The organism is Algoriphagus terrigena DSM 22685, from assembly GCF_000429445.1.
Lineage (GTDB): Bacteria > Bacteroidota > Bacteroidia > Cytophagales > Cyclobacteriaceae > Algoriphagus > Algoriphagus terrigena.
On the sequence record NZ_AUBW01000016.1, the window covers coordinates 78,071 to 92,215 of the forward strand.

The 14,145-nt window shown below is 48.4% G+C and carries 11 protein-coding genes; 6 read left to right on the plus strand and 5 right to left on the minus strand.

The window, feature by feature from the left end:
• Nucleotides 1-39: 39 nt before the first annotated feature.
• On the plus strand, nucleotides 40-999 hold the full coding sequence (locus G459_RS27675) for a mechanosensitive ion channel family protein (protein ID WP_169725039.1): 960 nt from the start codon (nucleotides 40-42) through the stop codon (nucleotides 997-999).
• On the opposite strand, the gene G459_RS0115240 is transcribed toward G459_RS27675, so the two are convergent.
• The 4 genes from G459_RS0115240 to lysA all read right to left on the minus strand — a co-directional run bounded on the left by G459_RS0115240 (nucleotide 996) and on the right by lysA (nucleotide 6,984).
• Complete coding sequence (locus tag G459_RS0115240; protein ID WP_026968410.1) at nucleotides 996-2,036, minus strand: PorP/SprF family type IX secretion system membrane protein; 1,041 nt, start codon at nucleotides 2,034-2,036, stop codon at nucleotides 996-998. The two genes, G459_RS27675 and G459_RS0115240, sit on opposite strands and share 4 nt — an antisense overlap.
• Nucleotides 2,037-2,039: 3 nt before the next feature.
• On the minus strand, nucleotides 2,040-4,094 hold the full coding sequence (locus G459_RS27680; protein WP_169725040.1) for a T9SS type B sorting domain-containing protein: 2,055 nt from the start codon (nucleotides 4,092-4,094) through the stop codon (nucleotides 2,040-2,042).
• 406 nt (nucleotides 4,095-4,500) lie between these two features.
• Complete coding sequence (locus G459_RS0115255) at nucleotides 4,501-5,541, minus strand: PorP/SprF family type IX secretion system membrane protein (RefSeq protein WP_026968411.1); 1,041 nt, start codon at nucleotides 5,539-5,541, stop codon at nucleotides 4,501-4,503.
• A 219-nt stretch (nucleotides 5,542-5,760) separates the two neighbouring features.
• Nucleotides 5,761-6,984 (minus strand): diaminopimelate decarboxylase, encoded by a 1,224-nt coding sequence (gene lysA / locus G459_RS0115260; RefSeq protein WP_026968412.1) that lies wholly within the window; start codon nucleotides 6,982-6,984, stop codon nucleotides 5,761-5,763.
• Between the two features lie 223 nt (nucleotides 6,985-7,207).
• On the opposite strand from lysA, the gene G459_RS0115265 reads away from it, so the two are divergent.
• Together G459_RS0115265 and G459_RS0115270 are read left to right on the plus strand one after the other, a co-directional pair.
• Nucleotides 7,208-8,908 carry a sensor histidine kinase gene (locus G459_RS0115265; RefSeq protein ID WP_026968413.1) on the plus strand — a complete coding sequence of 567 codons (1,701 nt, stop codon included), beginning with the start codon at nucleotides 7,208-7,210 and terminating at the stop codon, nucleotides 8,906-8,908.
• Nucleotides 8,905-9,600, plus strand: coding sequence for a response regulator transcription factor (locus tag G459_RS0115270; RefSeq protein ID WP_026968414.1), 696 nt, complete (start codon nucleotides 8,905-8,907; stop codon nucleotides 9,598-9,600). The genes G459_RS0115265 and G459_RS0115270 overlap by 4 nt, the downstream gene beginning before the upstream one ends.
• A gap of 72 nt (nucleotides 9,601-9,672) precedes the next feature.
• Here the strand turns inward: G459_RS0115270 and G459_RS0115275 are convergent, their stop codons facing one another.
• Nucleotides 9,673-10,686 carry a dipeptide epimerase gene (locus tag G459_RS0115275; protein ID WP_026968415.1) on the minus strand — a complete coding sequence of 338 codons (1,014 nt, stop codon included), beginning with the start codon at nucleotides 10,684-10,686 and terminating at the stop codon, nucleotides 9,673-9,675.
• Nucleotides 10,687-10,774: 88 nt separating this feature from the next.
• Here G459_RS0115275 and G459_RS0115280 point away from each other — a divergent pair, with 88 nt between their 5' ends.
• The 3 genes from G459_RS0115280 to rlmF all read left to right on the plus strand — a co-directional run bounded on the left by G459_RS0115280 (nucleotide 10,775) and on the right by rlmF (nucleotide 14,062).
• A complete protein-coding gene (locus tag G459_RS0115280) occupies nucleotides 10,775-12,256 on the plus strand; it encodes a M14 family zinc carboxypeptidase (RefSeq protein ID WP_084454529.1) in 1,482 nt (493 codons plus the stop codon).
• A 106-nt stretch (nucleotides 12,257-12,362) separates the two neighbouring features.
• Nucleotides 12,363-13,094: an SIMPL domain-containing protein gene (locus tag G459_RS0115285; protein WP_026968417.1), complete on the plus strand. Its 732-nt coding sequence runs from the start codon at nucleotides 12,363-12,365 to the stop codon at nucleotides 13,092-13,094.
• A gap of 14 nt (nucleotides 13,095-13,108) precedes the next feature.
• On the plus strand, nucleotides 13,109-14,062 hold the full coding sequence (gene rlmF / locus G459_RS0115290) for a 23S rRNA (adenine(1618)-N(6))-methyltransferase RlmF (protein WP_026968418.1): 954 nt from the start codon (nucleotides 13,109-13,111) through the stop codon (nucleotides 14,060-14,062).
• The last annotated feature ends 83 nt before the right edge of the window (nucleotides 14,063-14,145 follow it).

A 14,145-nucleotide genomic window follows, 5' to 3' on the forward strand; every position in this document is an offset into this window, starting at 1 on the left:
ATTTGCAGTCTTCCTGCTTTTTTAAACCTGTCAAATCCGATGAATATTAAGAAATACAACCGTTTGGTTCTTCCGCTGTTGGTCACCTTGCTTCTCGGTTTTTCCAAGATCTACTTTGGCGACCAAGCCAAACACTGGGAGGCTCCGTTCTCCTATCTTCCGCACCTGAATACCATCCTGATTATCTGTGGATTTACCTGGTGCCTCCTAGAACTTATCCAGATTCTAAAACGGGTCTTTCTGAGGCACTTTGATCTCACTCAGGAAAACAACCTCCGCGCAAGAAAGGTCTACACGCAGATCAACATCCTCGCTAAAATTGCCAATTTCCTGATTATCGTCATCGGCCTGGGCGTGATTCTGGTTTCGTTTGAAGCAGTGCGGCAGATTGGAGTCGGCTTGTTTGCTTCGGCTGGGGTCGCCGGCATTATCATTGGTTTCTCCGCCCAAAAGGCCATCGGGACCCTGATCGCAGGGATTCAGATTGCATTTACCCAACCCTTTCGCCTCGATGATGCCGTGGTCGTGGAGGGGGAATGGGGCTGGATTGAAGAGATCAACCTCAACTACGTGGTGATCAAAATCTGGGATCAAAGAAGACTCGTTTTGCCGTCTACCTACTTTTTGGAAAAGCCTTTTCAAAACTGGACCCGCACCTCCTCCGAAATCATCGGCTCGGTGTTTATCCACACGGACTACTCGGTTTCATTTGATGCTATGCGGACCGAATTGGACCGGATTCTGGAAAACACCACTCTTTGGGATCGGAGGGTCAAGGTACTCCAGGTGACAGACGCTAAGGAGCGGACAGTCGAAAGCCGCATCTTAGTGTCCGCCAGAAACTCACCGACCGCTTGGGATCTCCGAGTGCATGTGAGGGAAAAAATGGTGGAGTTTCTGCAGAAAAATTATCCCGACGCACTTCCCAAAACGCGCATTATGATGGATGATTTGCCTGCAGAAGAGCAACCTTTTAGCAAGGAAAACCCGCCGGCTTAGTACTTAAAGCAAGGCATGGAAGACTTCCTTCCGGCGCCTTTCGCAGATCCTGCCATGAAGCTGTAACGAATCGAAATCTCGTTGGCTCCACCGGTATTGCCATTTCCCAGAGAAGAAATCGTGAAATCGTGGCTGTAACCTACATCAAGACCATTTCCGAGAGAAATTCCCAGCAAAGCAATCACTGATTCATGATTGGATTGGGTAACCTCGGAGACGGGAATTCCACGATACCAAACTCCTAGCACCAAAGGCTGCAGATTAATTTGAGCGCCTAAATCCAACTGCGAAAATGGCTCCTGATTTTTGTAATTGAAGGCCAAAGTCAAATCACGCGTTCCGGTTCGCTTGTTCATAAAGTTAGTCTCAGAACCTCCCGAAAGATCGATTTTGTACCCGCCATGTGCAGAAAGCTTCACCGGCAGTTCGCTGATCTGGCCATCGACAAAAGACATATTTGGCTGAGTAATGTGGTGTGCGGAGATGCCAAACCAGGCGTTTTCATTGTTGAAAAGCATCCCGAAGCTGTAATCCACAAATTGGTGGTTGAAGTCTTCGCCAAGATTTTCTCCCGAAAAATCCCCGATAGAGCCTGTTTGATCGTCGATCTGACTGCCAAAGACCAGATTGCCAAAATACGCGTCCCGATCCATGTAGCTGACTTGCCCGCCCACCCGGAGAAAGGACCGGAAGCCCAATCGTGCGCGATAGGAGTAGGTCGCCCCAATCTCCGTGACGCTCAAATTGGCCATGCTCTGCTCAGAGCGGTTGAATACCAGTCCGATGCCACTGTTGATATTGAACAGGTAGTGATCAATGGAAGCAGCATAGGAGGTAAAGGACTGGTCCAGAGAAGGCCACTGGTTGCGATAATTCACACCGACTCGGGTCATCTCGGAGGATCCGGCCATGGCAGGATTGAGATACAGCGGGTTTGCGTAAAACTGGGAGTATTGAACATCCTGAGCCCGCAGGCTCAGGGATGCGCAATACAGGGGGATAAACAAAAGGGCGGCAAACTTAAATCTTGATCTCATAATCTATCTGATGAGAGTGATACCACCTGTACGATTGACCGATTGTCCGTCCAGGGTAATGTAGGTGATTTGATAAAGGAAATTGCCGGCGGGAGCCAGCTGGCCCTTGTAGGTGCCGTCCCAGCCATTGCTGTCGGGACTGTCGGTGGAGTAGAGTTTTTCTCCCCAGGTGTTGAAGATTTCCAGTTGGAAGGAGGAGATTCCTCTTAGTTTGGGCTTAAAGGTATCATTGAGCCCATCCCCGTTTGGAGAGAAGGCGTTGGGTATCACGATCATTTCTGTGGGCGAAGTGACTAGTACTCGATTTGCCTCCAAGGTGGAGCAACCGAACAGATCGTATCCCGTGAGTTTGACTTCAAATTCTCCCGCCTTGTCGAAGATGTGGATGGGATCTTTGTCGGTGGATTTGCTTCCATCGCCAAATTCCCATTCCCAGGCGATAATTTCCGGAGCTATTTCACTTTCGAAGAGAATCTCTTCCTTCGCCATCACTTCAGGTTCGCTGGTGATGACGAGTTTCCGATAGTTGAAGTCCAGTCTTGCACCATCGCTGCTTTGACTTGGGAAATCGACCTTGGCCTCCGAAGTCACTGAGCAACCACGGGCATCTGTCACGATGACTTTGAGGACGCCAGCCTTGTTGAAGCTGATCTCTCTTGAATTGGATGCGCCCGGATTCCACTCGATTGCGTAGGGAGCTTCGCCGCCTTGGATCGAGACCCATGCTACGCCGGTAGCCTTTCCAGTGGCACAGTCCATGTCCAGTGCCGTTTCGATCTTGGCATTGATCGCAGATGCTTCCTCCACGGCCACTGTAATAGAGGCGGTGCATCCGCTTTCATCGACAGCAGTGATCGTGTAGCTTCCCACTTTCAGGTCTCTGCGTTGCAGAAGATCTTTCACTCCGTCAGACCAAGTCAGTTGATAACCCCCTTTGGCACCGAAAATGTTCAGAGAAATCCCGCCATTAGCTTCACCTGAACAGGAAACCGGACGAGTGTCCACAACCTCCAGCGCTAGGCTGGACTGATTTGAAAGCGAAAACTGTTGCTCGACACTACATCCAGAAGCGTCGGTAACCCTAACGGAATGATTTCCCGCGGAAAGACCAGTTGCTTTTGAGTTGGTTTGGCCAGAGGTCCAGAGATAAGTAAAAGGAGCTGTTCCGCCTTTTACGGTCACAGCGATCTCTCCCTCGGCAGCACCTTGACATCCCGGACTTTTGACCAGAGCGTCAAGCGACATCGGTGCAGTAGCCTTTAGCGTATAGGAAGCCTGAAAACTGCACCCCTTGCTGTCGCTGATCAAAACCTCGTAAGTCCCGGCTGCAACATCAGCCAAGTCCTTTGTGCTCACTCCGTTGCTCCAAGAGTAAGTATAGGGAGCAACGCCGCCCGATACATTCAGGGCTATTTTGCCCGAGTTGGCAGATTGGCAGCTTGGCGCTTGGATCGTCTCGGATACATTAATGCCCTCGGCTGCCGCTTTGATGTCAAAGGAGATGCTCACGTCACAGTTGTATTTATCTGAGACGACTACTGTGTAGGAGCCGGGAGCGAGATCGTGAGCTTCCCACACGTCCTTGAGACCATTACTCCATCTTACTTTATATGGTGGGCTGTCTTCTTCGTAGTCGTTGCGACCTAGTTTTACACTGATCTTGGCGTAGCCGTCGTTATCGGAGCCACAGGAAGCGTCCTTCTTTTCGATAGGATTCAGGATCAATGGAAATGGCGGCTGAATGATGATTCGCTGCGTGAAATGGGTGCCTTCCGAATCTGTGATGATTACCGTGTAGGTACCCGCATTAAGGTTTGTTCGGTTTTGACTTGTCTCGTTGGTGTTCCACTTGTAGGTATATGGAGCTACACCGCCAGTCACGGTGAGGAGGATGGTGCCCCTATCGCTGTGAGAGCAGAGAGCCAATTTCCCGTCGACTTCTACCTGGATCGCAGAATAGCTTTCGATTCTGTCGTTTTCCCGACTTGGAATGTTAAAGGCAAACTGTCCCAAAGCAGCATAATTAATCCCCATGCTGAGCATCAGCAGAAGAATCATGGCGCCGGACATTTTATTTAACATTCTCATTTTTGTATTTCCTCACAGTATTCAGCCATTTTGGCTATAGAATTTTGTTTTACAAAAACCTTTTTGTGTATTTGATTTTTAAGAATAATATTTTTTGTAAATCACATACAGCAAAATGATATTCTATCAATTGGCCGATTTCTTGAAAATAGTAGCTAAAAATTCTCTTTTGCAAGAGGGCGGTAATGAGATGTAAATGAATTGCATGGCTTAGAAAAGTCTAATTTTTCTTCAAAATGTCTTATACTTTAAAAAACTGATCGGGTGATGCTTTTTTCACGATGTGAAATGAAAAAAGGCCTGCTAGACAGGCCTTCAAAAAAAAGTCAAAATTTCTTGGATTATTTTATCGGGTGATGGGAATTTACCCTGAAAATCAATACCTAAAGCACGGAATTATCCTTGATCGCTGGTTTCGTGAACCGGGATCTCCCCACAAAAAGGTGTAACGGATGGAAATCTCATGGGCTCCACCACTGTTTTTCTGTCCAAGTTTAGATGTGGTGACGTCGTAGGAATAGCCAATATCCAGTCCGGTATCCAGCGCAACGCCCACAAGGGCGATGAAAGCTTCGTTGTTGGGCAGGCTATTTTTCATTGGAAGCCCCCGATACCAGAGACCCAATACGAGCGGTTGCAGAAACAACTGAGCGCCAACGTCCAACTGGCTAAATGGCTCCTGTTGCTTGTAGTTGAAGGCAAATGCGAGAGATCTCTCCTGATAATTGTGCGTGAAATAATCCCTCCTACCCGGAGCTAAGTCAATCTTGTACCCGCCCTGCAGGGAAAGCTTCATGGGCAGCACGCTCGTTTGGTCGTCTACGAAAGAGACATTCGGCTCGGTGAGGTGATGTGCAGAGCCGCCCAACCAAAACTTATCATTGTAAAACATCCCCCCGACCGCATAGTCCATAAATGAATACCGACTGTCAAGCGGAATGCCGTTGAGCTCATCTGTAATACCCCCCACACTCCCGTTGACGATATCGATCATGGACCCAAAAACCAAATCTGAGAAAAAGGCATCTCTCTGCATGTAGCTGACTTGGCCTCCGACCCGAAAAAAGAACTTTTCGCTCAGGCGAAGTCGGTAGGAATAGCTCAGCCCGATCTCGTTGGTGGAGAGATTGGCCATACTTTCCTGATTACCATTGAAGATCAAGCCGATCCCACTGTTATAGTCAAAGATGTAGTGATCGATGTAGGCGGAGTAGGAATTGAAGCTGTGGTCAAGACCCGGCCATTGGTTTCGGTAGTTGACACCCACTCGGGTGAGCTCGGACGCGCCGGTCAGCGCGGGGTTCAGATAGAGCGGGGCGGCGTAGAATTGGGAGTATTGTACGTCTTGAGCACTCAAGTGTCTACCACTCAAGAGCCCTAACAACACAACCAAAATCCCAGTTAATTTCCGCAGCATAAACCAATCCTCAATCACGGAACAAAGTTATAATCAATACTTTATCCGGAAATTGATTTTTATTAAATAAGAAGATGAAACTACTAGGGCTTAGGATTGGGGTTAGCAATCAAATGGTTTCAAAACTTACTTTAAAACGTACCAAATCGGCATTTCGCTACTTGATACGCGTGGAAACTCAATAATTATACCAAAGGCGCCGTTCTAGGCGCCTTCGTCTTAAAATTCCAATATTTGCTGATTTCGGATCAGATCTTCAAAGTCTTCCCGCTTGCGGATGAGCTGAGGTTTTCCGTCCCAAATGAGTACTTCCGGAGGTCGCAGCCTTGAATTGTAATTGGAAGCCATGCTATAGCCATAGGCTCCGGCGTTTTTGATGACCAACAAATCACCGATCTTCACTTCGTCCAATTCCCGATGTGACGCGATGGTATCTGTCTCACAGATATAGCCAACGACGTTGTATTTTACTTTCTTTCCCTCCGGATTGCTCAAGTTATACAAGCTATGGTAGGCGTCGTACATCATCGGCCGGATTAGGTGGTTGAGCCCGGTATCAACTCCGACAAAGGCCGCCGTAGGCGATTGCTTGACGACATTTGCTTTGACCAAAAGGTATCCAGCCTCGCTCACGAGGAATTTCCCCGGCTCTAGCCACAACTCCAGCTGCCGTCCGTACTTCTTGCAAAACTCCTGAAAGGCCTCTCCTACTTTTCTTCCGACTTCTATCACATCCGTGGAGACGTCATTGGGCTTGTAGGCCACTTTGAACCCTCCTCCAAAATCCAGGAACTTCAGATTCGAAAATTGCATCGCTGCTTCGAACAGCACATTTCCACCTCTCAAAAACACTTCCGCATCCAAGATATCCGAACCAGTGTGGATATGTAGACCGACGATCTGAAGCTTGTATTTTGCGACAGCCTCCAGAATCAAAGGTAATTGCTCAATGGAAATCCCAAACTTGCTTTCGCTGTGGCCGGTGGAGATCTTGATATTCCCGCCCGCCATGATGTGCGGATTGATGCGGATACAAGCAGGAATCGAACCTCCGTAGGTCTGCCCAAACTGCTCCATCAGCGGCAAGCTGTCCAGATTGATCATGATGCCCATACCGACGGCCTCCTGGATTTCGTCGAAAGAAACTCCGCTGGGCGTGTACATGATTTCAGACGGAGTATATCCAGCCATCATACACAGCCTGACCTCCTCGATCGATACCGCGTCTACGCCGGCACCGGCCTTTCGGATCACTTTGAGAATATTAATATTGGAAAGTGCCTTGGTGGCATATTTGATCTTCAACGGAACGGCAGCAAAAGCGGCTTGCAAGGTTTTTACCTGTGCGGTGATCTTCTCACCGTCATAGATATAGAGTGGCGTTCCGAATTCGTCGGCTAGTGAAGCGATCGATACTCCCTGGATGTGCGTTGGATTTGGCACTGCGGATAGGTTTAAGTAGTTACGGCCGCAAAGGTACCTATTCAATAAAAAAGGGAAGCTACAAACTTCCCCTTTTTTCGGATATGGTGTAATTAAGAAAACGTATCAAATGTAACGGCAAGAATACTAGGATTGTTCTACATAGAAAAACGTAGAAAAAGGCCTCTGAGTTAAATCATGTTAAGGGCTGCGTCCCACTTCTGAATCAGCATAAATTTGTGCCATGACCAAAGGAAGCATCACCCTGATCGTAGTCCTGATGTCCCTGGCAAGCTTTGGCTTGATGGGTTTTCAATCCTATTGGATCAGGAATGCCATCCGGATCAATCAGGAGCGATTTGATCAAAACGTGCTTCAAGCACTCTCCGGCGCCATCGCTGAACTCGAAAAGGGAGAAGCCAGTGATATCGTGCTCAGCAAACTGATCCAAGACTCTGCGCTGCAGGAGACAGTTTTTAAGAGAATAGATCCGATCGAGCTGGATATCCAATCGACCCCAACTTACAGTCGGCCTTCGATGGTCGATACGATGCTCACGCCGGTCCCTCAAGTGAGTCCTACATTTCGGAGGATGCTTGCTTCCCGTGGGGTAGACATGTCCGAATTGGAAAACTTCTTTGCTTACATGACCCCAGAAGTAGCCTCGACCATGTTTACTCCGGACGAGATGCAGATCTTGCTCCAGGAGAAAGAACGCTTACTGGACTATTTGAGCAAAAACCCGGGGTACGTGAACTCAGGCGGCCAAACCAGACGATTGATACCTACGATGCGCACGGAAGTCAACATCTCGGATGACGCGATTGAGAAAATCCAGAAAACCAACCTGAAGATCGAACTGTGGAATCAAGCTTTCGCCGAACTGGCAGAAGGCCAGCAGGCTATTCTGGATCGGTTGGATACCGCTTTTGTCAAAAGACTACTCAAAAGCCAGCTCGTCGCGAAAGGAATCTCGGAGGATTTTGAGCTGGGACTGATGAATGACAAGGCAGAGCTCGTGCCCATCGGGGTAGTGTCAGATGCCGTTCGGCTAAAGAACAACGGCGTCCAGGCAAAGCTTTTCCCCAACGATATCTTGGGCAAAGACAACTTTCTTTTCATCTTTTTCCCGGAAAAAAACAGTCACGTAATCAGCCAGGTGTGGCTGCCGATCTCGAGCTCGATCATCTTTATCCTGGTAATCATCTTTTGTTTCATCTACGCCATTCAGGTGATCATTCGGCAGAAGGCCCTCTCCGACATCAAGAATGACTTCATCAACAACATGACCCACGAGTTCAAGACTCCGCTCGCGACGGTAAGCTTGGCGGTGGAGGCGCTTCAGGATCCGGACCTATCGAACCAGGACAAATTCCGCACGCGATATCTGGGCATCATCAAGGATGAAAACAAGCGACTGGTCTCGCAGGTCGAAAAAGTCCTTCAGGCTGCTGCTTTGGATAAAAAAGACTTCCAGCTAAACGTGGAAACCCTCAATCTCACCGAGCTCCTCGAAAGCACAGTAGATCACATCACGCTACAGATCGAAAAGCGTGGCGGAAAGATCGATTTTGTCAACAAGCTGCGAAATCCCGAGATTGAAGGAGACGCCTTTCACCTGACCCATATCTTCAACAATCTCATGGATAACGCCAACAAGTATTCCGGCGAAAGCCCGGTGATCCGCGTGGAAGCTTGGGATGAGACAGATCAATTCGTGGTGACCATCCGTGACCAGGGAATTGGGATGTCTAAAGACGCAGTCAAGAAGATTTTTGATAAATTCTACCGTGTACCCACGGGCAATGTGCATGACGTGAAGGGCTTCGGACTCGGGCTTTCTTATGTAAAAACCATGCTAGAGGCCCATAAAGGCGAAATTCACGTACAATCAGAACTCGGAAAAGGAAGTACCTTTACCATCAACCTACCCAAAAAACAATGAGCAAGGCCAAACTGTTAGTAGTAGAGGATGACCCAAATCTGGGCGATATCCTGAAGGAATACCTGGAAATGAAAGGCTACGAGCCGACCCTCTGCCGGGATGGGGAAGAGGGCTGGAACAAATTCAAAAAGGACAAGTATGATCTCTGTCTGCTGGACATCATGATGCCCAAGAAAGACGGCTTCACCCTGGCCAAGGAAATCAAGAAAGTGCAGGAAGACTTGCCGGTTCTTTTTCTGACAGCAAAAAACCAAAAAGACGATATCATAGAAGGCCTCAAAATCGGGGCGGACGACTACCTCACCAAGCCTTTCAGCATGGAAGAATTGCTGTTGAGAATCACGGCAATCCTCCGTCGAACCCAAAAATCAACGGAGGTCAATGCGCTCAAAACCTACACCTTTGGAGATTTTGTGCTGCACTACGACGAGCAGTTTATCCAGGGGCCGGAGGGAAAACACAAACTCACCTCCAAGGAAAACGAGCTGATCCGTCTGCTCGCCTCTGAGATCAACAAATTGGTCAACCGCAGTCATGCCCTGAAGCAGATCTGGGGGGACGACTCGTATTTTAACGCCCGAAGTATGGACGTGTACCTCAGCAAGATCCGAAAAATTCTCAAGGACGATCCGAAGGTTCAGATCATCACCGTGCACGGCGAAGGATTTAAGTTGATCGTGGGAGAAGGGTGATTGAGTATCAAGTATCTAGACTTAAGTATCAAGATTTGGAAATCCCGTGGCGAAAATGCTGCGGGATTTTTTTCATCCTAGCAGCTCCGCCCCGATCCCGGGCCCGTCTGGGAATGTCACTTTTTCAGGAGTAATCCTCACGCCTCTTGCCGGGTCTTTGGCCAAGAGCATCGCACCGTCCATGTCCACATAGTCCAGCAGCGGAGCGATATGGGCGATGGCGGTAATTCCCACAGACGACTCCGTCATGCAGCCGACCATCGTTTTCATGCCCAAAGATTTGGCTTCGTGGATCATCCGGAGTCCAGGAGTGATTCCGCCAGCTTTGACCAGCTTAACGTTGACCGCATGGAAAAGCCCGTGACATTTCTTCACGTCACTTTCTACGATACAGCTTTCGTCAGCCATTACCGGCAGCTTGGAATATTTGTACACTTCCTTCATGCCTTCCAGATCATCTTTGCCCAGCGGCTGCTCCATGAATTCCACTCCGAGTTTGGCGAGCTCCTCTGAATTGCGAATTGCCTGTTCCGCTGTCCAGGCGCAATTGGCGTCGATGCGAAAAATAGAATCAGTATGCTTGCGAAGCTCCCGGACGATTTCCAGATCATGTTCCGTTCCGAGTTTAATCTTGTAGATCGGCCAATCCACTTCCTTCATCTTGGCGACCATCTTTTCCACGGTATCGATGCCGATGGTAAAATTGGTCAGCGGGATATTTTTGGGATCGAGCTGTAGGTATTCGTAGAGCTTTTTACCTTTTTTCTTTGTAAACCAATCCCATGCTGCCAAATCCAGCGCGCATTGTGCAAAGGGATTGTTTCTGAACACGTCTCCACCCAACTCCCAAAGTTCTTCGGGCGTCTTCCAATTGCCAGTTTCAACCACAGAACGAAACTCCTCCAAACATGCCGTCATATTCTCAATGGTCATGCCGTAGAATGGATTCGTGGTAGACTCTCCCAAACCATATATGTCATCACCCTCCAGCTTGACGATCAGCGTGTCCTGGACGTCCCGGCTTTGGTGGGCGATGGTGAAGGTATGCTTGAGCGGAAGGTCGAAGACTTGGTAGCTTAATTGCACGGCACGATTTTTCAGGGAAAGGCAAAAATACACAGGATAATTTCTTTCGAATGCCTAGTTTTATCAGAATTGACCGAATCGACATCCCATGAATTTGCCTTTCATCAACAGAGTTTTCGCCCAGATTTTCTTTCTCGTCCTGCTCACTGCCTGCCAGAGTTTGGCGCAGGCATCCTATTCCAAGATTCCGCTCGACAAACTTGAATCTGCTTTTGAACAGTACAAAGAACCTGCTATCACCCATCGCCGGTTTAAACACGCGGATCTCCAGCCTTTGATTCAGAAGCATTCCGCTGCTTTTCGGGTAGAAAAACTCGGCGAGTCTGTCGATGGCAGAAGCGTGTCATCTATGGATTGGGGGAAAGGAAAAACCAAGGTGATGCTTTGGTCTCAGATGCATGGAAATGAAAGTACCGCCACGATGGCCTTGTTCGATTTGTTCAATTTTCTGGAGGGAAAAGGAGACGGATTTGATGACTTGAGAACTCTGCTGCATACTCAGCTGAATCTGAAGTTTATCCCCATGATCAATCCCGACGGAGCCGAGGCTTTTAAGCGAAGAAACTCTCTGGACATCGACTTAAACAGGGACGCAATCGCGCAGATTTCACCCGAAGCCGTGATCTTGAAATCAGCCCGGGATTCATTCGAGCCGGATTTTGGATTCAATCTCCACGATCAGCAGATCTATTACAACGTGGTGAATACCCCGAAGCAGGCAACGATCTCAGTTTTGGCACCAGCCTATAATCTGGAGACTGAGATCAATGAAGTGCGTGGCAATGCGATGAAAACCATCGTCGGGATGAATGAAGTCCTGCAGCAATTGATTCCCGGCCAAGTTGGAAAATACGACGATGCGTTTGAGCCAAGAGCTTTTGGCGATAATATCCAAAAGTGGGGAACGAGCACGATCCTCATTGAATCCGGAGGATACGTGGGAGACCCCGAAAAGCAGTTTATCAGAAAGCTGAACTTCCTGATCATCCTGAATGCGCTCCATCAGATCGCCACCAAAGGCTACGAACAATACACGACGGAGCAGTATTTCTCCATTCCTGACAACGGTTCCCAGCTCATGGATTTGATCATCAACGAGATGCAGGTGAAGGTGAAGGACAAACTTTATCCCATTGACATCGCCATCCGCAGGAGAGAATCCGAGGCCAATGGCGCATACTATATGGCTGGATCTGTGGAAGATTTGGGAGATATGCAGGTGTTCTTTGCCTTTGAGACATTGGATGCCACAGGCTTGGTGTACACGTCCGGCAAGGTCTATCCTACAGCGTTCGAAAGTGTGAAAGACATCTCTGAAGACAAAGCACTTGAACTGCTAAGACAGGGCTTTTTGGCCGTAAAAGTGAAAACCGGAGAAGCGCGACAACTTCACGAACTGCCGGTTTTGGTGCTGAAGACCACCGAAAAATTCTCCGGAGGATGGATGACCGGTTCCTCTCCAAACTTCTTTCTGGCAAAAGACGGAAAGCTGAAATATGCCGTGGTTAACGGATACCTCATTGATCTGGAAAATCCTAAAAAACAGGAGTTTAAGAATAGGATTCTGTAAGTGTTAAATCTGCTAAAAACTTTGAAAACCTGTCTTTTGGGCGGGTTTTTTGCATTTGGCTTCATAGGCAAAATCAGGTAACTTCCACCGTACTCAATTTTTAACTATGGCAAATAACATCTCTTCTATCGTTTTTGGAATTGCGATTGTCATCGCAGCTTTTGTCTTGGGCAATGCCGTGATCAATCGCAACCGACCCCAAGGAACAGTGAATGTTACGGGATTGGGGGAAACTAATTTCACATCCGACTTGGTGGTTTGGGAAGGAAACTTTTCGAGAGAAAGCAGCGATCTGAAAGGAGCCTACGCAAGTCTGGAAAGCGATAAAACCGCGGTGATCAACTACCTGAAGTCCAAAGGAATTCCGCAGGATCAGCTAGTCTTCAACGCCGTCTCGACCAACCCAACCTATCAGCAAAACTATACTGCAAACGGCACTTATGCCGGGCAGACTTTTACCGGATATCAGCTGAGCCAGACGCTTGTCATCGAATCCACGGAGGTCGAGAAAGTGGAGAAGATCAGCCGCGAGATCACCGAGCTGCTCAATCAAGGGATCACGTTCTACTCTCAGCCTCCCCGCTACTACTACACGCAGCTGGAGTCTTTGAAACTGGAGATGATCGCCAAAGCGACAGAGGACGGCCGAATCCGTGCTGAGCGGATTGCCGAAAATTCCAATTCAAGTCTTAGCGACTTGATCACCGCCAACATGGGAATCTTCCAGATTACGGGGCAAAACTCCGGGGAAGATTATTCTTGGGGAGGCACCTTCAATACCGCCGCCAAGAACAAAACTGCCTCTATTACGATGAAGCTGAGTTTTGGGGTGGAGTGAGTTAACTTTGATGGATGAAAGGTAAGCAACTACCACAAGGTCTCCATCCCCGCAACCTCCACCAAGGCAGGTATGATCTGGAGGCTCTTTCAGAGACTTCACCAGAACTTCGTCCTTTTGTCTTTCAGAATGAATTCCGAAATCTCAGCATCGACTTCTCCGATTCCAAGGCCGTCAAAGCGCTTAATCAGGCGCTGCTGAAGCATTTTTACCAGATCGAATTTTGGGACATTCCAGACGGATTCCTTTGTCCCCCGATACCCGGCCGGGCGGATTACATCCATTATCTGGCGGATTTGCTGGCGCACTCCAACTCCGGCAAGATCCCAGCCGACGACAGAATCAACGTGTTGGACATCGGCACGGGAGCCAATCTGATCTATCCGATCCTGGGGAATTCAAGTTATCAATGGAGCTTTGTCGGTTCGGAACTGAATCCGCAGGCTACCGTCGCTGCGCAAAATATCCTCGGGCAAAACCCTTCGCTACACAGCAAGATTGAGATAAGACCACAGACTAATTCTTCAAAAATCTTTGCCGGAATTATCCGGCCGGAAGATTTTTTTGACCTCACGCTATGCAATCCTCCTTTTCACGAGTCGGCTCAAGCGGCTCAAGCGGGAAGCCAAAGAAAGATTAGAAATCTGACCGGGAAGACCGTCACCAAAGCGAAACTGAATTTTGGCGGTCAGGCAGCGGAACTCTGGACTGAAGGCGGAGAACTAGAATTCATCCAGAAGATGATCCTGGAAAGCACCAATTTCAAGAATCAGGTTTTTTGGTTTACGACCCTGATCTCGAAGTCCGAAAATCTCAAACCGATTGAATTCCTACTCAAAAGTGCCGGAGTAGCCGCTCGAAAAACTATCTCAATGGCACAGGGCAACAAGCAAAGCCGATTTGTGGCTTGGACTTTTCTCAATGAATCTCAGCAACTGGCCTGGAAAAAATCTCGCTGGGATAAATAAAAACGCTCCACGGGTTTCAAATCCCTTGGAGCGTTTCTTAAGCTTTGGTCGCGTGTCCTCACAGAACGTATAAGATCACTTAA